22 protein-coding genes are annotated in these 21,859 nt (G+C 40.7%); 13 read left to right on the top strand and 9 right to left on the bottom strand.

The genetic code is table 11. The annotated features are described in order from the left end of the window. Positions 1-12: 12 nt before the first annotated feature. From truA to rpsI, 3 genes are all read left to right on the top strand, one after another. On the top strand, positions 13-753 hold the full coding sequence (truA, locus tag COE25_RS19705) for a tRNA pseudouridine(38-40) synthase TruA (RefSeq protein ID WP_088085007.1): 741 nt from the start codon (positions 13-15) through the stop codon (positions 751-753). A gap of 380 nt (positions 754-1,133) precedes the next feature. Beyond that, on the top strand, positions 1,134-1,571 hold the full coding sequence (gene rplM, locus COE25_RS19700) for a 50S ribosomal protein L13 (RefSeq protein WP_088085008.1): 438 nt from the start codon (positions 1,134-1,136) through the stop codon (positions 1,569-1,571). A 20-nt stretch (positions 1,572-1,591) separates the two neighbouring features. Continuing rightward, positions 1,592-1,984 carry a 30S ribosomal protein S9 gene (gene rpsI, locus COE25_RS19695; protein WP_088085009.1) on the top strand — a complete coding sequence of 131 codons (393 nt, stop codon included), beginning with the start codon at positions 1,592-1,594 and terminating at the stop codon, positions 1,982-1,984. A gap of 267 nt (positions 1,985-2,251) precedes the next feature. Here rpsI and COE25_RS19690 read toward each other — a convergent pair whose 3' ends face one another. After that, entirely contained in the window at positions 2,252-2,686 is a 435-nt protein-coding gene (locus COE25_RS19690; RefSeq protein WP_088085010.1) for a CBS domain-containing protein, read from the bottom strand. 421 nt (positions 2,687-3,107) lie between these two features. Here COE25_RS19690 and COE25_RS19685 point away from each other — a divergent pair, with 421 nt between their 5' ends. The 5 genes from COE25_RS19685 (at position 3,108) to COE25_RS19665 (ending at position 10,123) form a co-directional block, all read left to right on the top strand. Then, entirely contained in the window at positions 3,108-4,379 is a 1,272-nt protein-coding gene (locus COE25_RS19685) for a cation:dicarboxylate symporter family transporter (RefSeq protein ID WP_098933834.1), read from the top strand. Positions 4,380-4,399: 20 nt separating this feature from the next. Further along, on the top strand, positions 4,400-5,836 hold the full coding sequence (aspA, locus tag COE25_RS19680) for an aspartate ammonia-lyase (RefSeq protein ID WP_088085012.1): 1,437 nt from the start codon (positions 4,400-4,402) through the stop codon (positions 5,834-5,836). Between the two features lie 219 nt (positions 5,837-6,055). Then, a complete protein-coding gene (locus tag COE25_RS19675) occupies positions 6,056-7,750 on the top strand; it encodes an NAD-dependent malic enzyme (RefSeq protein WP_306572711.1) in 1,695 nt (564 codons plus the stop codon). A gap of 128 nt (positions 7,751-7,878) precedes the next feature. Next, positions 7,879-9,186: a sensor histidine kinase gene (locus COE25_RS19670; protein WP_098933855.1), complete on the top strand. Its 1,308-nt coding sequence runs from the start codon at positions 7,879-7,881 to the stop codon at positions 9,184-9,186. A gap of 4 nt (positions 9,187-9,190) precedes the next feature. Further along, the gene (locus COE25_RS19665; RefSeq protein ID WP_098933832.1) at positions 9,191-10,123 is read left to right on the top strand and encodes a response regulator; all 933 of its coding nucleotides are present in this window, start codon (positions 9,191-9,193) and stop codon (positions 10,121-10,123) included. A gap of 720 nt (positions 10,124-10,843) precedes the next feature. Here COE25_RS19665 and COE25_RS19660 read toward each other — a convergent pair. The 6 genes from COE25_RS19660 to COE25_RS19635 form a co-directional block, all read right to left on the bottom strand. Beyond that, positions 10,844-11,485 carry a response regulator gene (locus COE25_RS19660; RefSeq protein WP_088085015.1) on the bottom strand — a complete coding sequence of 214 codons (642 nt, stop codon included), beginning with the start codon at positions 11,483-11,485 and terminating at the stop codon, positions 10,844-10,846. A 13-nt stretch (positions 11,486-11,498) separates the two neighbouring features. Next, positions 11,499-12,611: a GAF domain-containing sensor histidine kinase gene (locus COE25_RS19655; protein WP_098933831.1), complete on the bottom strand. Its 1,113-nt coding sequence runs from the start codon at positions 12,609-12,611 to the stop codon at positions 11,499-11,501. Between the two features lie 108 nt (positions 12,612-12,719). Continuing rightward, on the bottom strand, positions 12,720-13,067 hold the full coding sequence (locus COE25_RS19650; protein WP_098933830.1) for a VOC family protein: 348 nt from the start codon (positions 13,065-13,067) through the stop codon (positions 12,720-12,722). 16 nt (positions 13,068-13,083) lie between these two features. Continuing rightward, positions 13,084-14,112, bottom strand: coding sequence for an S-adenosylmethionine:tRNA ribosyltransferase-isomerase (locus COE25_RS19645; protein ID WP_098933829.1), 1,029 nt, complete (start codon positions 14,110-14,112; stop codon positions 13,084-13,086). Further along, positions 14,112-14,828 carry an SDR family NAD(P)-dependent oxidoreductase gene (locus COE25_RS19640; RefSeq protein WP_088085019.1) on the bottom strand — a complete coding sequence of 239 codons (717 nt, stop codon included), beginning with the start codon at positions 14,826-14,828 and terminating at the stop codon, positions 14,112-14,114. Before COE25_RS19640 ends, COE25_RS19645 begins: the two co-directional genes overlap by 1 nt. 540 nt (positions 14,829-15,368) lie before the next feature. Then, on the bottom strand, positions 15,369-16,283 hold the full coding sequence (locus COE25_RS19635) for a nuclease-related domain-containing protein (protein WP_098933828.1): 915 nt from the start codon (positions 16,281-16,283) through the stop codon (positions 15,369-15,371). A gap of 198 nt (positions 16,284-16,481) precedes the next feature. Here COE25_RS19635 and COE25_RS19630 point away from each other — a divergent pair, with 198 nt between their 5' ends. The 3 genes from COE25_RS19630 to COE25_RS19620 all read left to right on the top strand — a co-directional run bounded on the left by COE25_RS19630 (position 16,482) and on the right by COE25_RS19620 (position 18,930). After that, positions 16,482-16,925 carry a YbaK family protein gene (locus tag COE25_RS19630; RefSeq protein WP_088085020.1) on the top strand — a complete coding sequence of 148 codons (444 nt, stop codon included), beginning with the start codon at positions 16,482-16,484 and terminating at the stop codon, positions 16,923-16,925. 84 nt (positions 16,926-17,009) lie between these two features. Beyond that, positions 17,010-17,735 (top strand): N-acetylmuramoyl-L-alanine amidase CwlD, encoded by a 726-nt coding sequence (gene cwlD, locus COE25_RS19625; RefSeq protein WP_306298912.1) that lies wholly within the window; start codon positions 17,010-17,012, stop codon positions 17,733-17,735. 139 nt (positions 17,736-17,874) lie between these two features. Beyond that, positions 17,875-18,930: an Mrp/NBP35 family ATP-binding protein gene (locus COE25_RS19620; protein WP_098933827.1), complete on the top strand. Its 1,056-nt coding sequence runs from the start codon at positions 17,875-17,877 to the stop codon at positions 18,928-18,930. Positions 18,931-19,004: 74 nt separating this feature from the next. Here COE25_RS19620 and gerD read toward each other — a convergent pair whose 3' ends face one another. Beyond that, positions 19,005-19,619, bottom strand: coding sequence for a spore germination lipoprotein GerD (gene gerD, locus COE25_RS19615; protein ID WP_179195685.1), 615 nt, complete (start codon positions 19,617-19,619; stop codon positions 19,005-19,007). A 151-nt stretch (positions 19,620-19,770) separates the two neighbouring features. Between gerD and COE25_RS19610 the strand changes: the two genes are divergently transcribed. Further along, positions 19,771-20,463, top strand: a complete 693-nt coding sequence (locus COE25_RS19610) for a KinB-signaling pathway activation protein (protein WP_088085023.1) — start codon at positions 19,771-19,773, stop codon at positions 20,461-20,463. A 27-nt stretch (positions 20,464-20,490) separates the two neighbouring features. Here the strand turns inward: COE25_RS19610 and pdaB are convergent, their stop codons facing one another. Further along, positions 20,491-21,243, bottom strand: a complete 753-nt coding sequence (gene pdaB, locus COE25_RS19605) for a polysaccharide deacetylase family sporulation protein PdaB (protein WP_098933826.1) — start codon at positions 21,241-21,243, stop codon at positions 20,491-20,493. Positions 21,244-21,381: 138 nt separating this feature from the next. Between pdaB and COE25_RS19600 the strand changes: the two genes are divergently transcribed. Continuing rightward, positions 21,382-21,612 carry a hypothetical protein gene (locus tag COE25_RS19600; protein ID WP_026565703.1) on the top strand — a complete coding sequence of 77 codons (231 nt, stop codon included), beginning with the start codon at positions 21,382-21,384 and terminating at the stop codon, positions 21,610-21,612. Positions 21,613-21,859 lie beyond the last annotated feature (247 nt).

The raw sequence follows: 21,859 nt of genomic DNA, 5'->3' as shown, positions 1-21,859 counted from the left end.
TGGAGCGAAACCATGGCAAGGTATAAATGTATTATTTCCTATGACGGGTCGGGCTTTTCCGGCTATCAAGTCCAACCAAATAAGCGAACCGTACAGTCTGTATTAGAAGCTGTTTTATCAAAAATGCATAAGGGTGATACGGTCAAAGTCGTCGGCTCAGGACGAACGGATGCCGGTGTCCACGCAAAAGGACAAGTCATTCATTTTGATTCACCACTACTGATTCCAGCTGACAAGTGGGAGAAAGCATTGAATTCCATGCTGCCTGAAGATATTTCCGTTCTAAAGGTTGTTCCTGTCACCGAGTCCTTTCATGCCCGCTTCGACGCGAAAGGGAAGGAATATCGCTATGTTCTTCATTTATCTCAAAAAAGAGATCCCTTTCAGCGGAAATTTGCTTATCAATATCCATACCGTTTAAATTTACAGGCGATGGAGCAGGCAAGTAAACTTGTCCTTGGTACACATGACTTTACTAGTTTTTGTGCGGCAAAGACGGAAGTAGTTGATAAAGTTCGAACGATTGAATCGATTGACTTTACACGTATGGATGAGTTACTGACGATCCGTTTTGTTGGAAATGGCTTTTTGTATAATATGGTTCGTATTTTAGTTGGAACTTTATTAGAGGTCGGATCGGGTGAACGCAGCCCTGAGGATATTCCGATAATATTAGCCCATAAAGACCGGAGGCTATCAGGAAAGACAGCTCCAGGTCATGGATTGTATCTTTGGGAAGTCTTTTATGATTAAAATGTGATAATGTCTAGCTGCAGCGCCTAGGGGCTCGGGTCATAAGCCAATCCGTCAAAAAGGTTAAAGAGCAACCTTCTCGCCGGTTCGTCTTATGCCTGTCGCCCCTGTGCAAGTCGCTTCCGCTTTTCTGAAAACAACCTAACCTGGTGTAACATTTTCTTGACATATTGACCTGTAGGTTTTATTATATTAGATGTGCGTGTTTTTAATCCCACGATAAAGCCCCGGAAAGTCTTCATCGTGATTGAAAATATATGAATACAAACTTAACCGCACAAGGGTATTAGATGTTGATTCCCGGAACAGAATCGGACTCTAATTACTTTAAAAGTGCGAAAACAATAATCTTTTATGGATTTAATTTAGGAGGGAAACTCATGCGTACAACGTTTATGGCAAATGCCAACACTATCGAGCGTAAATGGTACGTAATTGATGCAGAGGGCAAAACTCTTGGACGTCTTGCTTCTGAAGTAGCATCAATTTTACGTGGTAAAAACAAACCAACTTTTACACCACATGTTGACACTGGTGATAATGTAATTATTCTTAATGCTTCAAAGGTAGAACTTACTGGAAAGAAATTAACTGACAAGATTTACTACCGTCACACAATGCATCCAGGTGGTTTAAAAACAAGAACTGCTTTAGAAATGCGTACTAACTATGCTGAGAAAATGATCGAGCTTGCTGTTAAAGGTATGCTTCCAAAGAATTCTCTTGGCCGTCAAATGTTTAAAAAATTACATGTATATGCTGGCAGCGAACATCCGCACCAAGCACAACAACCTGAAGTTTACGAACTTCGCGGTTAATAAAGAGGGAGGGAATTAACTTGGCACAAGTTCAATATATCGGTACAGGTCGCCGTAAAAGTTCTGTTGCACGTGTACGTTTAGTACCAGGCACAGGTAAAATTATTGTAAATAGTCGTGAAATTGAAGATTATATCCCATTTGAAGCATTACGTGTTGTTGTAAGACAACCATTAGTAGCTACTGAAACAGTTGGAAGCTATGATGTTCTTGTAAACGTAAGCGGCGGTGGATACACTGGTCAAGCTGGCGCAATCCGCCACGGTATTGCTCGCGCATTACTTCAAGCTGACCCTGAATTCCGTCCAACATTAAAGCGCGCTGGATTATTAACTCGTGATGCACGTATGAAAGAACGTAAAAAATACGGTCTTAAAGGTGCTCGTCGTGCGCCTCAGTTCTCAAAACGTTAATTTTATGGCGTTTCAAAGGCTCTCAACCAATTTGGTTGGGGGTCTTTTTTATATAGAAAAAAGGCTTTTGATCACGAAAAGTTTTTTTGACCAGATATCATAGCTCATTTTGAAACTTTTGAGCGGTGAATAACAAATAAAAAAACGAAGAGGTAAATCTTCGTTTTTTTCCACTTATTTATTCACTTCTATTATAAAAAATGCTAGCACAGACCAAGGGCTGATCTGTGCTAATAATTATCTTATGACAATAAAGGTAACCCCTTACTATTGTTGAGGTGCGGAAGGAGTTGAGATACTTTGTAATGCCTGTTCTGCCTCGTTTGCATATTGATTTTCTACTGCTAGATCACCTAAAGCAACCATTCCTACTATTTGTCCATTTTCGATTACCGGCAATCGGCGAATTTGCTGCTGTGCCATCAAATTTGCTGCTTGATGGACATCCATATCAGGTGTACCTTGTACGATCTGCTGTGCAGTCATTACTTGAGATACTGGTGTTTGTGGATCTTCTCCTTGTGCTGTCGTACGAAGGGTAATATCACGATCCGTTACAATTCCAACCATTTGTCTGTTGTTATTTATTACTGGGATAGCTCCAATATTATATTCGCTCATTAACGCTGCAGCTTCCTGTACGGTCTGTGTTTCGTTAACTGTAAGAACATTTGATGTCATGATATCTCTTAATTGTGCCATGAAATTACCTCCAAATATGTTATTCCTTTATAGGATGGGTAACATTGGCGGTATTATTAATGGTAACTTTTTTCTATATATCAGCTTCACATGAACGTGGTGTAATTAACTCATTAGAAGAGGACATTTAAATCTGGTTTTTACCAAATCAAACCTCAGTTTTCAAAACGTTAATTATCAACATTTCCAAGGCTCTCAACCATTTTGGTTGAGGGTCTTTTTTCTGTCCACAAAAAGCTTTTGACCACGAAAATATTTTCCTTCCACAAATCATTGTTCATGGTACCTGGATCCTCGTAGCGGTTTGTTCATTTAAAAATTTTTTTATTCGTTTTGTAGGTTTTTGTAGGGTTTTGTTGTTTTGCTTTTAAAATTACTTAAGTATTCAAATAAATTGAAAGCGTTAACAAGGAGGATGGACATGAAAAAATTTGGATTAGCTACGCAAATTTTTATTGCACTTATTTTAGGTATAGTGGTTGGGGCTGCTACTTATGGGAACAATACAGCAATTTCCTACATTGCGCCAATCGGTGATATTTTCATTCATTTAATTAAAATGATCGTTATGCCGATTGTAATAGCCGCACTTGTTGTTGCTGTGGCGGGTGTAGGTGATATAAAAAAATTAGGTAAGCTTGGCGGCAAGACGATTCTTTATTTTGAAATCATTACAACGATTGCGCTGGGGATTGGCTTGCTGGCTGCAAACGTATTCCATCCAGGTTCTGGTGTAGATATGAGCCATCTGGCAAAAGGAGATATCTCAGCATACGAACAAACTGCAAGCGCTACACAAAACAAAGGCTTTGCGGAAACAATCGTTCACATCGTTCCAAAAAATGTGTTTGAATCAATGGCGCAAGGGGATCTATTGCCGATTATTTTCTTCAGTGTTCTATTCGGCCTAGGGGTCGCAGCAATCGGGGACAAAGGAAAGCCGGTGCTTCATTTCTTTGAAGGTGTTTTAGAAGCAATGTTTTGGGTAACAAATCAAGTAATGAAGGCTGCTCCGTTTGGAGTATTCGCTCTTATTGCGGTGACGGTGGCCCATTTCGGAGTGAGCACATTGCTTCCGCTTGGAAAGCTTGTATTGGCTGTGTATGTAACTGTATTGTTTTTCGCTATTGTGATTTTAGGTATAAACGCGAAAATGACAGGAACAAATATTTTTACACTTATTAAGATTTTAAAGGAAGAACTTATCATTTCTTTTACAACAGCGAGTTCTGAGGCAGTGCTCCCGAACATCATGAAAAAGATGGAGCAATTCGGTTGTCCGAAGGCGATTGTTTCTTTCGTCATTCCGACAGGATACACATTCAATCTGACAGGATCAGCAATTTATCAGGCGCTTGCTTCGCTGTTTGTTGCGCAAATGTATAATGTACACATGTCGTTGATGCAGCAAATTACATTGTTATTTGTACTTATGATGACTTCAAAAGGTATGGCAGGCGTCCCAGGTGCATCGTTTGTCGTTGTGCTGGCGACACTTGGCTCTATGGGATTACCGTTAGAGGGAATTGCTTTGATTGCTGGCATCGATCGTATTTTAGATATGATTCGCTCGGCTGTAAACGTTTTAGGAAACTCATTGGCTGCCATCTCAATGGCGAAATGGGAGGGCGAATTTGATAAAGAAAAAGCGCAGGACTATTTGGATTCTGTTAAAGAAACAAAGGCTGCATAAAGGGATAGGAGGAGAATGTAATGACAGTAACTAAAATAAAAGCAAATGTTCGGATTGAAAAGGATTTTTTAGGGGAAAAAGAGGTGCCTGTAAATGCCTATTACGGCATACAAACATTGCGCGCTGTCGAGAACTTTCCTATTACAGGATATATAATTCATGAAGAACTAATTAAAGCTTTGGCCATTGTCAAGAAAGCGGCTGCTCTTGCCAATATGGAAACAAAGCGCCTTTATGAAGGGGCAGGCAAAGCCATAATAGAAGCTGCTGAAGAAATCATCGACGGCAAGTGGCACGATCATTTCATTGTCGACCCGATTCAAGGCGGCGCAGGTACATCAATGAACATGAATGCGAATGAGGTCATTGCCAATCGTGCGCTTGAATTAATCGGAAAAGAAAGAGGAGACTACTTTCATATTAGTCCGAACAGCCATGTGAATATGGCACAGTCTACAAATGATGCTTTTCCGACTGCGATTCACATCGCAACATTGAATATGTTAGAAAAATTATTAGACACAATGGAATATATGCATTGCGTATTCGAGCAAAAAGCAAAGGAATTTGACCGGGTCATTAAAATGGGCCGTACTCATCTGCAGGATGCTGTACCGATTCGATTAGGTCAAGAGTTTGAAGCATACTCCCGCGTAATTGCCCGCGATATCAAGCGCATCAAACAATCACGGCAGCATTTATATGAGGTGAATATGGGCGCGACAGCTGTGGGAACTGGCTTGAACGCAGACCCTCGCTATATTGAGCGTGTAGTCGAGCATCTTGCCGATATTAGCGGCTTATCGCTTGTGGGTGCTGAGCACCTTGTGGATGCAACCCAAAACACAGATGTTTACACGGAAGTATCGGCAGCACTTAAAGTATGCATGATGAACATGTCCAAAATTGCCAATGATTTGAGATTGATGGCTTCCGGTCCTCGCACGGGACTCGGTGAGATAATATTACCTGCACGTCAGCCTGGTTCTTCCATTATGCCGGGGAAAGTGAACCCTGTAATGGCTGAGGTCATTAATCAGGTGGCGTTTCAAGTTATTGGAAACGACCATACGATTTGTCTTGCTTCTGAAGCAGGGCAGCTGGAACTGAATGTTATGGAGCCTGTTCTCGTATTTAATTTACTTCAATCCATCAGTATTATGAATAATGCATTTCGTGCATTTACAGACTATTGTTTAAAGGGAATTGAAGCAAATGAAGAAAGAATGAAGGAATATGTAGAAAAGAGTGCCGGCATTATTACGGCGGTAAATCCGCATATCGGCTATGAGGTTGCTGCACGTATAGCGAGAGAAGCGATTTTAACAGGTCAGCCGATTCGCGAATTATGCTTGAAATATGACGTATTATCAGAAGAAGAGCTCGATCTAATTTTGGACCCTTATGAAATGACTCACCCAGGTATCGCAGGTGCAGTTCTTTTAGATAGACAGTAAACTTGTACATGTCAAGCAAAGGAGGGCGGAGAGGCCCTTTTTTGCTTGACATAAGGGGTAAAACTCCGCCGGCAAGGCGCTCTACCAGAGAGCCTTCACCACAAAAAAGCAAAAGCGCTTTTTAGGGGGAGAACCTCTGGTTCTGCGCCTAAACGAGCCGGGTGCACTATTTCTATTGAGAATCAATAGCAGAAGTCGATTGGAAAAGGAAGGGATTATATGTATAAATTCAAGGTTGGTCCGAATGGGGATGTGGAAACTGACTTACGAGGTTCGGAATTAATGGCTATACCGTTGTTGAATAAGGGGGTTGCATTCACGGAGGAGGAGAGACAGGAGCTGGATTTAACAGGATTATTGCCGCCGGCAGTACTGACGCTTGATGAGCAGGCACGCCGCGCTTATGAACAATTCTCCTCGCAGCCGAATGATTTGCATAAAAATGTAGCGTTATCGGCATTGCGTGACCGAAACGAGGTATTGTTTTACCGGGTTCTGACGGACCATTTACCAGAAATGCTTCCAATCATATATACACCAACAGTCGGGTTAGCAATCCAGCGTTACAGTCTCGAATACCGCCGACCGCGCGGGGTGTATTTATCTATTAATGATGCAAACGGCATTGAACAAGCATTTGAAAACTTTGGGGCGAGTGCGGAAGATATCGATTTAATCGTTATTACCGATGGGGAAGGCATTTTAGGAATCGGTGACTGGGGTGTTGGCGGTATTAATATCGCGATTGGCAAATTAGCCGTTTATACAGCCGCAGCTGGAATCGATCCCGCCCGCGTCATGCCTGTAATTTTAGATGTAGGCACAGATCGTGATGAGCTTCTGAACAACCCGTTCTACATCGGAAATTGCCATCCCCGTGTTCGGTATGGACAGTATGATGCATTCATTGAGCAGTTTGTAAGTACGGCGGCGAGAATGTTTCCTAATGCCTTGCTCCATTGGGAGGATTTCAGCTCCCATAATGCGCGGAGCATTTTAGACAAGTATCGAGATAAAGTGTGTACATTTAATGACGATATACAAGGTACAGGAGCCGTATCGCTTGCTGCTGTGCTGGCGGCAGTGCGTGCTTCCGATATTCCGCTCAGTGAGCATCGTGTTGTCATATTCGGGGCGGGTACAGCGGGTATTGGAATTGCTGATCAGGTGCGTGATGCCATGGTACGCGAGGGGCTTTCATGGGAATCGGCGAACCGCAGATTTTGGTGCATTGACCGGAATGGTTTACTGGAAGATGATATGGACGAATTGTACGACTTCCAGCGCCCATATGCGCGTCCTTCTGAAGAAAACAATGCAGGATTGGGATTAGCTGAAGTCGTTCGTCAAGTACATCCAACTATTTTGATCGGAACTTCAACTGTGGCGGGGGCATTCACCGAGGATATTGTGAAAGACATGGCAGCTCACGTTGAAAGACCGGTAATTTTGCCTATGTCCAATCCCACTCCCCTTGCGGAAGCAAAGCCTGCTGATCTAATCCATTGGACAGAGGGAAGAGCCCTAGTAGCAACAGGAAGTCCGTTTTCTCCTGTAACATATAACAAAACAGTATATGTAATCGGACAATCCAATAACGCTCTTATTTTTCCGGGGCTTGGACTTGGAACGAACGTGTCCCGTGCAAGTATCATCACTGACGGCATGTTTGCTGCGGCAGCAGAAGCTGTGGCGGGAATGATTGATGTAAGCAATCCAGGTGCGCCTTTACTTCCGCAGATTGAGAATCTACGTGCCATTTCAGAAATTGTCGCGATAGAAGTGGCAAAGGCGGCTGTTGCCGATGGTGTGGCACGAATAAAACATGACGATATTAAGCAAGCAGTTCGAAACGCAATGTGGGAACCGGTGTATCGGCCTATAAAAGCGGCAAAGGAAACTGTTCTGGTATAATGGGAGAAAATCGAGCTTGTTTTGATAAACAAGCTGTATCTTCATATATATATATAACTAGTAGTGTATGGGGGGCAATTGTGTTTATAACTACAAGGCGGCGGTTTGTTAGTAGCAAAAATCAGGAAGTGGCGGATTTGAGAGCGGATCAACTGCAAAGCAAAGATTTCTGGATCGTTATTGCTCTTATGGTTATAGTACCAATCGCGGGTGAATTGAACTTTCATCCATTCGATAATGTATTTCGTGTAAGTTTCGGAACTCCTATTTTCTTCTTTTCTTTATTGTTCTTTCGTAAAATTTCACCTGTTGTCATGGGGCTGTTAGTAGGAACGTCAGTTTCGGGGTTCCGTGTTTTATTGGATTGGATGGTGTCGGCAGACTTTAGCCTGGCAGTATCTCTTACCGAACGGTATCCGACGTTCTTCTACTATTTTACATATGCCTTCCTGTTTTATTTGATGAGGGTGAATCGTTTTCAACATCCTTTGCTGATTGGATGTTTCGGTATTACAATTGAAATCACATCCAGTCTTATTGAGTTAATGTTTTTTCATCTTTTTGTATTGGGAACGGCTGTGACGATAGGGGCATTGAATAAAATCATTATTATCGCGGTGTTTCGAAGCTTTTTTGTTTTGGCCTTCATCAATATGATGAAGCTGTACGAACTACGACTGAAAGAATCGCAAACCCGGAGGGAGAATGAGAATATGCTCATGCACCTTTCCAATTTGTATGTAGAGTCTGTTTATTTGAAAAAGACGCTGCAAAATGCAGAAACCATCACAAAAGAATCCTACAATTTATATCGAAACATGATTGATTTTAAAAAAGACCATGGACTTCCAATTGAAAATTGGGGAAAAAAAGCTTTACGGATAGCCGGAGAGGTGCATGAAATAAAAAAGGATAACCAAAGAATCTTTGCGGGCCTATCAAAGCTCATTTCAAGCGAAAGTCTGCCGGAATATATGAATGTACATGAACTAGCGGACATAATAGTTCGAATCAATCAGAAATATGCTGCGCTGTTAGGGAAGAAAATTGAATTTGTTTCGCAGATTAGGGGAGAGCATCCGAAATATCACATTTACCTTATGCTGTCTTTTATCAACAATTTAGTCGCGAACGCAGTAGAAGCGATTGAAAATACAGGCACAATCACCGTTTCAATAGATAAAGAGGATAATTGGATCGAGTGTAAAGTGATTGACGACGGTCCAGGCGTTCCTTCAAAATATAATCATCTCATTTTTAAACCGGGGTTTACCTCTAAATATGGAGAAGATGGAACACCGTCCACGGGAATCGGGCTATCTTATATAAAAGAAATGTCAGAGGAATTGGGAGGCGAGGTAACACTCCAAACGAGTGGGAAAGGATGCATTTTCATTATCCGGCTGCCGATCCTCTGTCTTGCCGAGAAAGGGTGAGTTTATGTTTTTTTATATTACGGATGATGATGAAGTCTTTCGATCTATGCTGTCACAAATTATAGAGGATGAAGAATTGGGTGACGTTGTAGGGGAAGTGGAAGATGGTTCTTTCCTAGATGCACATACGCTGGCAATGAAGCATGTCGATATTTTATTCATTGATTTACTGATGCCGATCCGGGACGGAATTGAAACCATTCGTCACATTGCGCCGTCATTTAAAGGGAAAATCATTATGATTTCCCAAGTGGAATCAAAAGAACTGATCGGAGAAGCATATTCACTTGGAATCGAATATTACATCACAAAGCCGCTGAACAGAAATGAAGTATTATCGGTTATACAGAAGGTCATGGAACGCATTCGTTTGGAGCGATCTATACAAGACATTCAAAAATCACTCAGCAATGTATTTGATTGGAATTCCGCCAAGGAACAAAAGTCTTCCTCCGGGGAAAAGAAAATTACAGACTGGGGGCAAGTTCTTTTATCCGAACTCGGCATAGCCGGTGAAAATGGAAGCAAGGACTTGCTGGAAATCATCGATTATTTATACCATTATGAGACAAGACTAGCATCTGAGACGGGATTTCCTATTTTAAAGGATATCTTCACCCATATCAGCTTGAAAAAATTAGGAACGGTTGCTTCGCAAGATGAGGTTGACAGGGAGAGAAAAGCGTCAGAACAGCGTGTTCGCCGAGCAATTTACCAATCATTGAACCATTTGGCATCTCTTGGCCTCGCTGATTTTGCGAATCAGAAATTTGAGAATTACGCGTCGAAGTTTTTTGATTTTACAACAGTGCGTCAACGAATGACGGAATTGAAACAAGCATCTTTAACTTCATCAACGCATACGCGGATTAATGCCAAGAAGTTTATTCAGGTTTTGTATTTTGAAGCAAAACAGCTGGTAGATGAGGAATATTAGAATGTGAATAGGAGCCTGGGATAGAAAGAGTGATTCCAAGTATTTTCTCTAGGTGTATCGATAAGTATCAAAATAAATATATCTCATGAAGAGCTAATAGCTCTCCCACACGTGTGAAAGTATGTATCGCTTGGCGATATAACTTGTAAATAATGAACTCGCGGCCACACATGAAGTGAATGGCTTTCACAAAATGATTTTAATAAACGTTTAGAAGAATAAATACAAAAACCTAAAGAAAAATGGGGAGGACTCCTCTCCTTATTCCGAAAATAAGGTACCTTTTTAAGGCTTTTTTTTGCTTTTTTTTGGTTTGTATCGATGGGCGATATAACTATAGTGTTCCTCAAGAAAGGTGCAGATCGGCTATTTTTTGTTTTCGTATCGCTGGGCGATATAACACAAATATATATACCCAGAACCATAGAAAGGGAAAAGAGGTCGTTATGCTACATGATATACAGGAGAATAGAAGAGCATCCTCTCCTCCAAGGAAGGATCAAATTTGCATAAATCACCATTTAAACCCAGGCACCGAATCAAAAGTATAAATTCCTTTGTTTCGACTATTCGGATTCAATATTTTTCAAACTTCAACAAATTCCCGGGAAATATCTACATATTCTGAGTAGATTTCGACAAAATTAAGCTCTCAACCAATTGGTTGTGTTTTTTATTTGTTTAAAAATGAAACGGATGTAAGCTCAGCTCAAATCCGTTTTAGTCTACTAATTGATTTCTTACTGCATACAAGGCGGCTTGTGTCCGGTCAGCCAATTCGAGTTTCGACAAAAGGTTTGATACATGGGTTTTTACTGTTTTTTCGGTGATGAATAACGAGGCGGCAATTTCTTTATTGCTTTTTCCGTTGGCTATTTCTTTTAAAACATCCAACTCTCTTTTCGTTAATTCCGCTAGTAAATTCTTTTCTTGCTTGTTTTTATTGGACAAATTGGCTAGTAAATGAGAGGTAGCCTTTGGGTGGAGCTGGTTTTCCCCGCCAATTATTTTTTTAATGGATGTGACCAGTTCATCGGGCTGGATATCTTTTAACTGGAACCCTGAAGCACCGGCTTTGAGCGCTGGAATGACATGATCCTGGTCGGAAAAGCTCGTTAACATCATGATTTTAATGTCTGGCTGTTCTTGTTTAATAATCTTTGTGGCTTGGATTCCGTCCATTTCCGGCATCACCAGATCCATTAAAATAATATCTGGCTTCAGTAATTTTGCCTGTTCAACCGCTTCCTTGCCGTTGGCGGCTTCCCCGATAATTTCAAGGTCTTTTTGGGTCCGAAGAAAAAAGACTAGACCTCTTCTGACGACGTGATGGTCATCGGCGATTAGTACGCGGATACTCACTGAGTTCTCCTCCTTAATACGGAATATGAATTTCTATTTCTGTCCCACTTCCTGGTTTACTTTTTAAATGAAATTGGCCATTTAATGCTTCTGTCCGTGTTTTCATACTTTTTAATCCCAATGAGGGGATTTCTAGATTTTCTCCGGAGTGGAAGCCGCAGCCGCGATCCTTGACGGACATGACAACCTCATCTTTGGCAGTATGAAAGGTGAGGCTGGTTTCTGTGGTCTGGGAGTGCTTTTTACAATTGGCCAGAGCCTCTTGGCCGATGCGCCACAATGCTTCCTCGACCGTTACTGGAATGCTAGCTGCGCCTGTGATGTTTGCTTCAATGGACAGTCCAAGCATTTCCGCATAACTTTTCAGAGCACTTACTACTCCATTCTCCAATCCAAGCGGCCGCAGCTGCCAGATTAATGCTCTCATTTCGCCAAGCGCATCCTGCGCTAAATCCTGTATATAGCCAAACGTTTGTTTCACTTCATCTTGCTCTGTCATTTCCACTCCGGCCCTCGCTGTAAGGCTTAAGGAAAATAACAGCTGATTAACAGAATCATGAAGATCTCTTGCAAGCCGATTCCGCTCAGCGACCAGCGCAGTCTCCTGTTCCCTCTGGGTAAGTTTGATCCGTTTCAGCGCTGTGCCGATTTGATAGGCAACGGCTTCGAGTAAGGCGAGCTCATTTTTTTGAAAATGTGTTTTGTAGGGGGAACCTACGTTTAAGATCCCGAATCGTTCATTTCCAGCTCCGAGCGGGACGGTAGCGTGATGGGTGAGACCGCATGTTTCCCCTGCATTTTCGTCGATCGCATCTTCAATCCGTTTACATTCCATAATATTGGTTGCTTTCGTTAATTTTTTATTGTTATATTTATTGACGCACCAGCATCCACCCTGACACATCCTCTGCTTATCGTTATTCGCCAAAGCAGGCGGCAGGGCTTCGTCGGCTGCAAGATGATGCGTTCCATGTTCATCCATTAAAAATATCCATCCTGTTTGAAGTCCCGTCACTTGAAGAAGCCTTTTCAACACTCCAGACAATACGTCATTTGTATCGGTTCCTTCATTTAATAATTCAGCGATTTCCTTTAAAACGCCGATATCTTTATTCTCTTCCGACATACATTCTCCTCCAGCGTCCTGCATTTACTGTTATTATAGCTTATTGGTGGATGGTTTCTCTTCATTTGATGTCAAAAAGCTGCACTTCTGACGGCTTATTTTTGAGTATCATAACATAGGTTTAATCTGCAAAAACTCAATGACCTCTTTATTGGGTCCTTCATAAAAAATTGTTTCCCAGCCGTTTTCAAGCTTGTATGGCCCTTCTATTCTTCGGTTGGAATCAAACCGTTTCATCAATTCATAGAGGTCATCTACCTCAAAGCATAAATGTGTATTATTTTCCGCGGATTGACTAGAAATTAGCTCAAGCCTGAACTCCTTGGCAGCCAGGAACACAATATCTTCCTCCATGAAAGAGAAGCGGCTTTCTTCCTGAAGTCGAAAGTGCTTTTTGTAAAAAGCTACGGACTCCTCGAGACGATCTACTACTAGGCCATAATGGTGGAACCGCATATAAGTACCTCCCCGCTTATAAAATAAGATTCATATCCCCAAACTCATGCCATAAATAGCCGGCTTTAATTGCATAATCATATGCCTGTAGTAAATGGTGCTCTGATACAAAGGCGGACAACATATCGAGGTGACTTGCTTGTGGCTCATGAAGCCCCGTAATGATTCCGTCAGCTATTTGTAAAGGATAGTGTGGATCGATATAGAGATTTGTCACTCCTGAAAGGACCCCGTTTTTAGCGGCCGTCTCGAGCGCCCGAACTACTGTTGTACCGACGGCAATGACTCTTTTGCCAGATGCTTTCGTTTGGAGGATCCGTTCCATAATTCGTTTAGAGATTTGATACTCCTCTTCATTCTCTTCGGGTGACTGATGCCACCTATCATCAAGTAAATAGCTTAACCCGGTATGCAATTGGATAAAATCAACATGGATGCCTTTGTGCTTCATTTTAAAGATGAGCTCCCAGCTAAAGGCTCTGCCTGCCGAGGGCATCTCGACGGAACCGGGATGGGAGGCAAAAACGGTTTGATAGTAATCCAAGTCCCATGGCTGTTCAATATATTCATATCGGATCGGTTCACCCAGGTCATAGATGCTATTAAATAACTCTGTGCCTTTTTTCGTAAATTTTATGGTCTTAAGTGGCGAATTCTCTTTCTCGCCGATTACGATTGCTGACAATTCCAGGGAAAAGTCTAGTCGATCACCTGTTTTAACAGGGTTAGCTACAATTAGCGCATCCCACAATTCTTCGCAACGGCGCCTTGCCAACCTGACTTCCACTTTGGGTGCGATTGTTACGTTGTTTCTTGACCATTTACCATGTAATACCGCGGGTATGGTTCGGCTATTATTGGCTATGACCAGATCCCCAGGCTGAAGGTAATCTGCCAAGTGGAAGAACTGGTCATGCCGGACTTCTCCCGTTGACCGGTCCAGTACCATCATCCTGACATGATCCCGCCTTAAGCCGCGTTTTTCAGGAGGATGGGAAGCATTTAATTCATCTGGCAGATAAAAATCCAACGCTTTCGTCGCCATCACAATTCCTCCTCTGATTGGGCCTCAAACCGCTGGCCATTAATTCCTGCAGACTTATCGGATGCTAGATATAAAAAGATGTCGACCACATCCTCCGGTTTAGCCAATGGGTAATCGCAATTGGGAACAGCTAACTGGTGCATTTCTGTGTCCATTTCGCCGGGATCAACCATGTTTACCCGTACATTTGTTTCACTTAATTCATCAGCCCAGGTTTGGGTAAGACCCTCAACTGCAAATTTTGAAATCCCGTATGCACCCCAGCCCGCATAACCGGTATGGCCAGCTTCAGATGTAACATTAATAATCGATCCTACATTCCGCTCAAGCATCCCTGGAATCACTCTTCTGGTAACCAGAAATGGCGAAACTGCATTCACCCTTAGCACCTCAGCAAAATCTTCTTCCGGATAATCGAGCAGCATGGGCATTGGACTAGGCCCTAGGATAGATGCATTATTAATCAGGACATCAATATGGCCATAGGCTTCCTCTGTCATCGCAACGAGCCTTTCCACATCCCGTGATTTGGAAATATCAGCGGTAACCGCCAGTACCTCAGCACCTAAATTTTCAGCTTCCTCTTTCACAGTTAGCAGGACTTTTGCTGACCTGGAGCAAATCGCAAGTTTAGCTCCTTCCTTAGCAAAAGATAGTGTTAACGCTCTACCCAATCCTTTTGAGGCTCCAGTGATCATTACTACTTTATTTTTCATATTTGTCTCTCCCCTTTGTTCCTTGATGTTTTAAGCATACAGGGTTCTGGAAAATCATCCTTCGGAAAAAAGCTTGAAGTTTATCTACAACTTTAGGATGAGAAAAGACGAATTTACTTGTTCGGGGAGTTATCGAAACAACCAGGAAAAGTGGTATTAACCTCTTTTAAAGAGGGGGAGGTTCCATTTACCGGAGAAAGGGAAAAAAGGGGTCCCATCGGTAAATGAAAAAGGTCTCCATTTACCGAGGAAAGGGGAAAAAGCACCTCGCCGGTAAATGAAAAGAGTCTCCATTTACCGAGGAAAGGGGAAAAAGCGCCTCGCCGGTAAATGAAAAAGGTCTCCATTTACCGAGAAAAGGGGAAAAAGCACCTCGCCGGTAAATGAAAAAGGTCTCCATTTACCGAGGAAAGGGGAAAAAGCGCCTCGCCGGTAAATGAAAGAGGGTTCCATCCTTAATAAAAAACAAGGCCACTCCACGACAAATGGAAGGGCGTATAGTTGGACAAAAATGAAGTAGGAGATGGCTTTAATCAATTATTATTCAAAATATCTATGCTGCCTTTCTCCAACTGACTTATAGTTTTGCATTAGAATTCTTCGTATCGTTTTTCTAGACCCAACCACCCTACACCAGTCATGAACCAGATTCGTTGTAATTTTTAAATCAGGGAAAAGCAGCACTAACTCTTCCGCGCACCGTAAGACAACTGAATCGACCAACTCCTCGTGCCCGCATTTATCACACACCAAAATGATCTTATTATCCTCAACTGAAAATATTAACGAATGACAATCTGCGCAAAGAGGCCCCTTTTGCAATTGACCATAGCTATAAGGCGGAAAACGAGTATACGGAGAGTCGGTTTGATGCAGTGAGATTGATTGGTCAGTAAGCATTTTGTGGCGGTTCGTTAGTTTTGATGGGATTCCGTTTAATTTTTTCATCAGGCTATTAAGCTGAGTGGGATGTATAATGGGTTCGTTTAATGGGGCTTGATATAAGGTGAAATTTTTGTTGACAAAGGCCACGTCACCTTCAATAGGTAAATAAAAGCCGAGATTTTTAAGTAAAGGGCGGAGGAGTGATTTACTGCGATTTAATTGGTGTAATGGATTTCTTATTTCATCCTTAGATAATTTAGGATAGAAATTTCCTAATTCATACCTATAATCTCCCTCATAGTTTTTTACTTCGTACGGGTAGACGGTATGCTGAGAAATGATTAATGTATCAATTTGAATAAATGATTTATTCTGCTCGAGGCACAAATCATTTATTATATAAAGTTCATTTTCCAATTTCATTGTTAACCGGTCAAATTTCAACTCTCCCTGGTAGCCCTTTTCTAGGTACACTAAATGTTTCTTATCTTTTGGCGATAAATCCATACGTGCATTTAAAGATAACAGTGTTCTATACTCTTTTGACATCGTACGGGGCTTTACGATCATATTCTCTTCCTCTCCCAACTTTTAAAGAAACTCACCTTAATTTTACAAAAAGTAACATAAATATTGTTTGAATACTTTGTTAACAATTATGTTTTTATCAGCAAAATCCATCGGATAAAAATTGGCAACTTATAACGGTCAGAACTTTGCATTTCTTCTGAACCCCAGATAAAGAATAGTTCTAAGAGGTGAAAAGTAGTGACAGTAATTACGACCTTTAAAGAAAAAAAACGGGAAAAACAAATAAAATATGAGCGTTCCGTCCTTCGGGAGTTATCGATCAATACATTAAAAGAACGAGTCCAACAATACTTTGGCTCTACAAAAATTGCCTCCAGCCTAATAATGAATACAGGCATAGAAGAAGCATGCTATGACATTGCCCTTGAAGCCTTTTTATTGGGGGCAAAATTCAGCAAGTTTGGTTATTATGGAGAAGACTTAGATGAGGTTCGCAAACGCTGCTATCGAGAAGAAAAACATTTAATTGATACCCTATATAATTTTTTCCTTTATTGGGGAAGCGGTGAAGAGGGCACCATGAGTGAATCACTTTATTACCTGTGTGAGCAATATATCCGTATCTGGTGGAGAGAAGGCTATGAAAAGGGGCAAAGGCGCCACAAGCTCCGTCTCCACTAATGTCCATCATTTCTTCCTGTTCTAAATCCCCCCTTTGTCCCATATAGTTTAGTGAATCGGGACGAGCGGGAAGGAATGATCTGGGTGTCAAAACGAAGATTAAAAATCATAAGTTTTATTGTGGGGCTATTTGTCTTATTTTTCGTTTTACAATACGATTTTGCTGAAGATGACTCGTTAAATGCGTGGAATCTTCCATTGTCGGGAAAAATCATCTTACTTGACCCGGGCCATGGCGGTCCAGATGGCGGTGCTGGAACGGGTCAAACATTGGAAAAAGACATTGCCTTAAAGATTACAAAGAAGGTCAAGGATTACCTGCAAATGCAAGGTGCCCTTGTGATTATGACGAGAGAAACAGATACAGACTTAGCCGCTTCGGATACAAGGGGTTATAGTAGGAGAAAAGTTGAAGATTTAAAAAATAGACTAAAAATGATCAATAACGGTGATAACGATTTTTTTGTCAGCATTCATTTAAATGCGATTCCTTCTGCCAGGTGGAGCGGAGCACAGACCTTTTATGCTCCACATTTTAAGGAAAATGCTAAGGCAGCAAAATTTGTTCAGGAAGAACTTCGGAAAAACTTAGAGAACACCACTCGTAGAGCCAAACCAATCAATAATGTGTATATATTAAAGAATGCAAAGAAGCCGGGTATTTTAGTTGAGGTGGGCTTTTTGTCCAATCCAGCAGAAAAGGAAAATTTAAAGAAGGATTCTTACCAGGAAAAAATTGCGATATCCATCTATCAAGGAATTACTCGTTATTACACGAATGAAAAAGAATTAGTTGAACCAGATTATTGAAGGCGGGAAAACCCCTTCTATTTTTTTGCGAAAAGTTGGATTCAACCTATAAAGTACGTGTGATTCAATTAACTGTTTCCGGGTGTGGTTATGATATACTAAGAGATGGAAACGAATTCAAAATGTGAGGTGCTTTTTTATGTTAACAGAAGAAAGAGTCCATGAGGTTCTAGGCAGCCTCAAAGAACCATTTTTACATAAAACATTAGCTGAATTAAATGCTATTGTTGAAATAAAAGTAAAAGAAGAAAAAAATCATGTCAGTGTAAAGGTAGCCATCGCAAAGACAGGTACAGCTGAACAGCTCCAACTGCAAACACAAATTGTCAATTTGTTAAAAGAAGCAGGAGCGGCATCGGTTGGAATCCGTTTTAGTGAACTTCCTGAAGAAGTGTTAGCAGCAAACCGTCATGCACAACCAGAAAGTAATGATACCAACCTGCTTCATTCAAATAATACCAACTTCATTGCGATCGCAAGTGGAAAAGGCGGAGTTGGTAAATCAACGGTTTCGGTTAACCTCGCCGTTGCACTAGCACGTCTAGGCAAAAAGGTTGGACTAATTGACGCGGATATCTATGGATTTAGTGTTCCAGATATGATGGGAATAACAGAAAGACCGGTTGTTAGAGGAGAAAAAATAATTCCTGTTGAACGGTTTGGAGTACAAGTCATTTCAATGGGCTTCTTTGTTGAGGATAATTCACCTATTATCTGGCGCGGGCCGATGTTAGGGAAAATGTTAAACAGCTTCTTTAATGAAGTAGAATGGGGCGACATTGAGTATTTACTTTTAGATTTACCACCTGGAACTGGGGATGTCGCATTAGACGTTCATACGATGCTTCCGGCATGTAAAGAAGTTATTGTAACAACACCGCATCCAACGGCCGCTTTTGTCGCAGCGCGTGCTGGGGCAATGGCTCTGAAAACTGACCATGAAGTTCTTGGTGTCATTGAAAACATGGCTTATTTTGAAAGCAAGCTGACCGGGGAAAAAGAATATGTATTCGGCCAAGGCGGCGGCGATAAATTAGCGGAAGAATTAAATACAGAAGTTCTTGGCCGTCTGCCGCTAAATCAGCCTGATTGGAACGAGGAAGACTTTGCCCCATCGGTCTATCAAGTAGACCATCAGATTGGAAAAGTTTATCTAGAAATAGCTGAAAAAGTAACTGGCTTGCTAAAAAAGTAAATTAATGAAAATAGAAGCCTCTTCCGATGTGGAGAGGCTTCTATTTTTTGATAGGAATGTATCAAGGTCTAGCTTCAGCTACCTTGGTCGCTTTTGCTGCCGCCCGATTGATCGCTGCTGCTCTTTCCTCCGGATGATTTGCTATTTGCTTCTTCAGCTGCCTTTAAGAGTAATTCTTGTATTTTTGCCTTAAATAAAGGACTATCGACCGTTTCCGTAATTACTTTCTGGAGATGCTCGCGGTATTCTTTGCTTTTTAGAGCATCTGCCAATTCCTTTTGTATTTCAGGCTCTTTAAAAACTTCAATCATCATTCCTCTATATTCAGGGTCATTCATTAATTCCTTTAGTAACGTTTTATTTTCAGATTTCAAATTTTTAGAAATGCTTTGTGCAAATTTAGGATCACTAAATGTTTCTTTCCAGTATTGTTTGGCTTTATCTGAGGTTAGTGTTTGCTGGATGGTGTCAGAGACAACTTTTTGATCCATCACAAGCTTTTCCTTCATACTATCACTTGACATCACATCTTGGATTGCTTTCTTACCATCATCGGTTTTGAGAATATCAACGACCATTTTCTTCGTTTCTTCGTAATCAATTTGTCCTCCGCTGCTGGCGTCATTGGAAGAACAACTTGTCAGGAACACCATGATGGGCAGGAGGAGCAACATGCTTTTTGCTTTCATTAATAAGCCCCTTTCACATAAAAATCCTTAAGTTTAGCATGTAGTAACTGCTGAAAGATTATTCGTAAGGAATCATAAAATATGGATTTTTCAAATTCGGCTTGGTACAATCATAATGTTATTTATTTTTCTTAGTATGGAGGTTTGTAGTGTGACGAGCCGTAATTGGGTAAAACTATTTTTAAACACATTATTAGTTGGCGGACTCACAACGGCTATTGTGGGCTTTATTGTTCGCTGGAATGAGTTTCAGCCCTATTTTACTGAATTTAAACTCTTTGATATTTTATCAACATTAATTTGGTTAATTGTCATGGGCTTTCTGTTTAGTGTCATCAGCCAAATGGGCTTTTTTGCATATTTAACGGTTCACCGTTTTGGTTTAGGAATCTTTAAATCTGTCTCACTTTGGAATGCTGTTCAAATTGTCCTGATTCTATTTGGTTTATTTGATTTAGTTTATTTACGATACGAAAATTTTGCTGGATCAAAGGATGTGCTCCTGCCTTATTTTGTTCCAGCTATCATTCTTTTAGTCGTTGGTCTAATCGTTGCGTGGTACAAAACGAAACAGACAAATCAAGAGGCGTTTATACCTGCCATGTTCTTTATGATCGTGGTTACATTAGTTGAGTGGGTTCCAGTTCTGCGTGTCAATGAAAAGAGCTGGCTTTACCTGATGATGTTGGCGTTGCTTGCGTGTAATGCCTATCAATTATTAATTCTTCATAAATTAAACCTACAATCTGAGCAGGAAAGACAAAAAAGAGCGAGTCAATCGCCTGGTAAATCAAAAAATAATAACCAAGCAAATATGAAAAAGACAAAAAAACCGTCCATTTAATATATTGGACGGTTTTTTAGCGTATAACTATTTGATTTCTCTGGAACTTGCCTCTCCATTTGCGATTAATTCTGATACTGAAATAAGTTTTAACCCTTTTTGCTGAATATTCTTCAAAATCAGCGGCAGTGCTTTTGCTGTTTGCTTTGCCGAGTCCGAAGCATGGAGCAGAATAATATCACCTTTTTCAGCCTTATTAACATTTTTAACAATGGTTGGTACGCCAGGATTATTCCAATCCTTTGAATCCACACTCCAATGGACAACCGTATATCCATATCTGTTGGCTATTTTCAAGGTTCTCTCATCAAAATGGCCAGTTGGAGCACGGAGTAATTTAATATTCTTTACATTTAACTTCGTGAAGGCCACTTGTGCTTTTGAGATATCTTGGCCGATTTTTACATCTTCCAAATCCCGATAGTCTTTGTATTCGTAACCAAGAATGCCGATTTCATAACCATCCTTTACAATCCGACTGACAAGATCCGGATGTCTTTCAGCCCATGAACCTGCTAAGAAAAAAGTGGCTGCCTTTACGCCCTCCTTATTTAGCGTATCTAAAATCGGCTCTGCCTTTTCGTCACCCCAGCCGATATTGAAAGTAAGAGCAAGATCCTTTTCCCCTCTATAAACGGCTTTCGGTCCATCTTTTGTTGAAAAGACAGGAATTTGTGCAAGATTCTCTATGTAGAGAAACCAAGCAGTAAAAAATGCAGCAATTAATATGAGTGAAATATTCTTCAAAGTCTTCCCGTTAAATACAAAAAAGAATTTCATCGTCCCCACCTCGTCCAATACTGTCCTTGTCTCAACCTATGACCGTAATTTTAAAAATATGATTAGAAAAATTTAATCATAAAATTTCAATAATTGGAAAAGACTACTATAACTAGATATTTCGCTGGAGGTTATTCAATGTTTGGACTTCTAATAAACGATAAAGAAGTAAAAGAAATGGAATACCTTATTAAAAGAGAAATGGATGAAATATTATTTGATTTAAGAGATGATCGAATCGATCATATTGTTAAACGTGCAATGGAAGAACGATATAAAGTTTTATTTACATTATTTAGACGGGTTGCTTCTCCCCATGATTGTTTAAAGTATATGAGGAGGGGAAAGAAGGATAGGAAAAAGGGGTAAGAAAAAACTTCATATTTTTTGTGCAAAGTTCGTTGACAATTATATAGTATCTTGGTATATTAATAAACGTCGCTGCTGACGTAAAAAACACTTAAAAAAAGTTGTTGACATTACGTTTTGTGGGTGATATATTAATAAAGTCGCTTTTGAGCGAATGAATAAATTGTTCTTTGAAAACTAAACAAACAAAATCGTGCAAACAAACAAAAATTTTTAGTTTCAACTAAGAAACTAAGCCAACGTAACA

Origin of the sequence: Bacillus sp. AFS031507 (genome assembly GCF_002584635.1) — a bacterium.
Taxonomy (GTDB): domain Bacteria; phylum Bacillota; class Bacilli; order Bacillales; family Cytobacillaceae; genus Neobacillus.
The sequence above is the reverse complement of the archived record's forward strand: the minus strand, read 5'-3'. Positions and strand labels throughout refer to the sequence as shown.

Excerpts from the sequence above, each read along its gene's own strand:
- truA (WP_088085007.1), top strand. The coding sequence starts at position 13 with ATGGCAAGGTATAAATGTATTATTTCCTATGACGGGTCGGGCTTTTCC.
- rplM (WP_088085008.1), top strand. The coding sequence starts at position 1,134 with ATGCGTACAACGTTTATGGCAAATGCCAACACTATCGAGCGTAAATGG.
- COE25_RS19690 (WP_088085010.1), bottom strand. The coding sequence starts at position 2,686 with ATGGCACAATTAAGAGATATCATGACATCAAATGTTCTTACAGTTAAC.
- COE25_RS19685 (WP_098933834.1), top strand. The coding sequence starts at position 3,108 with ATGAAAAAATTTGGATTAGCTACGCAAATTTTTATTGCACTTATTTTA.
- aspA (WP_088085012.1), top strand. The coding sequence starts at position 4,400 with ATGACAGTAACTAAAATAAAAGCAAATGTTCGGATTGAAAAGGATTTT.
- COE25_RS19675 (WP_306572711.1), top strand. The coding sequence starts at position 6,056 with ATGTATAAATTCAAGGTTGGTCCGAATGGGGATGTGGAAACTGACTTA.
- COE25_RS19665 (WP_098933832.1), top strand. The coding sequence starts at position 9,191 with ATGTTTTTTTATATTACGGATGATGATGAAGTCTTTCGATCTATGCTG.
- COE25_RS19655 (WP_098933831.1), bottom strand. The coding sequence starts at position 12,611 with ATGTCGGAAGAGAATAAAGATATCGGCGTTTTAAAGGAAATCGCTGAA.
- COE25_RS19650 (WP_098933830.1), bottom strand. The coding sequence starts at position 13,067 with ATGCGGTTCCACCATTATGGCCTAGTAGTAGATCGTCTCGAGGAGTCC.
- COE25_RS19645 (WP_098933829.1), bottom strand. The coding sequence starts at position 14,112 with ATGGCGACGAAAGCGTTGGATTTTTATCTGCCAGATGAATTAAATGCT.
- COE25_RS19640 (WP_088085019.1), bottom strand. The coding sequence starts at position 14,828 with ATGAAAAATAAAGTAGTAATGATCACTGGAGCCTCAAAAGGATTGGGT.
- COE25_RS19635 (WP_098933828.1), bottom strand. The coding sequence starts at position 16,283 with ATGATCGTAAAGCCCCGTACGATGTCAAAAGAGTATAGAACACTGTTA.
- COE25_RS19620 (WP_098933827.1), top strand. The coding sequence starts at position 17,875 with ATGTTAACAGAAGAAAGAGTCCATGAGGTTCTAGGCAGCCTCAAAGAA.
- gerD (WP_179195685.1), bottom strand. The coding sequence starts at position 19,619 with ATGAAAGCAAAAAGCATGTTGCTCCTCCTGCCCATCATGGTGTTCCTG.
- pdaB (WP_098933826.1), bottom strand. The coding sequence starts at position 21,243 with ATGAAATTCTTTTTTGTATTTAACGGGAAGACTTTGAAGAATATTTCA.
- COE25_RS19600 (WP_026565703.1), top strand. The coding sequence starts at position 21,382 with ATGTTTGGACTTCTAATAAACGATAAAGAAGTAAAAGAAATGGAATAC.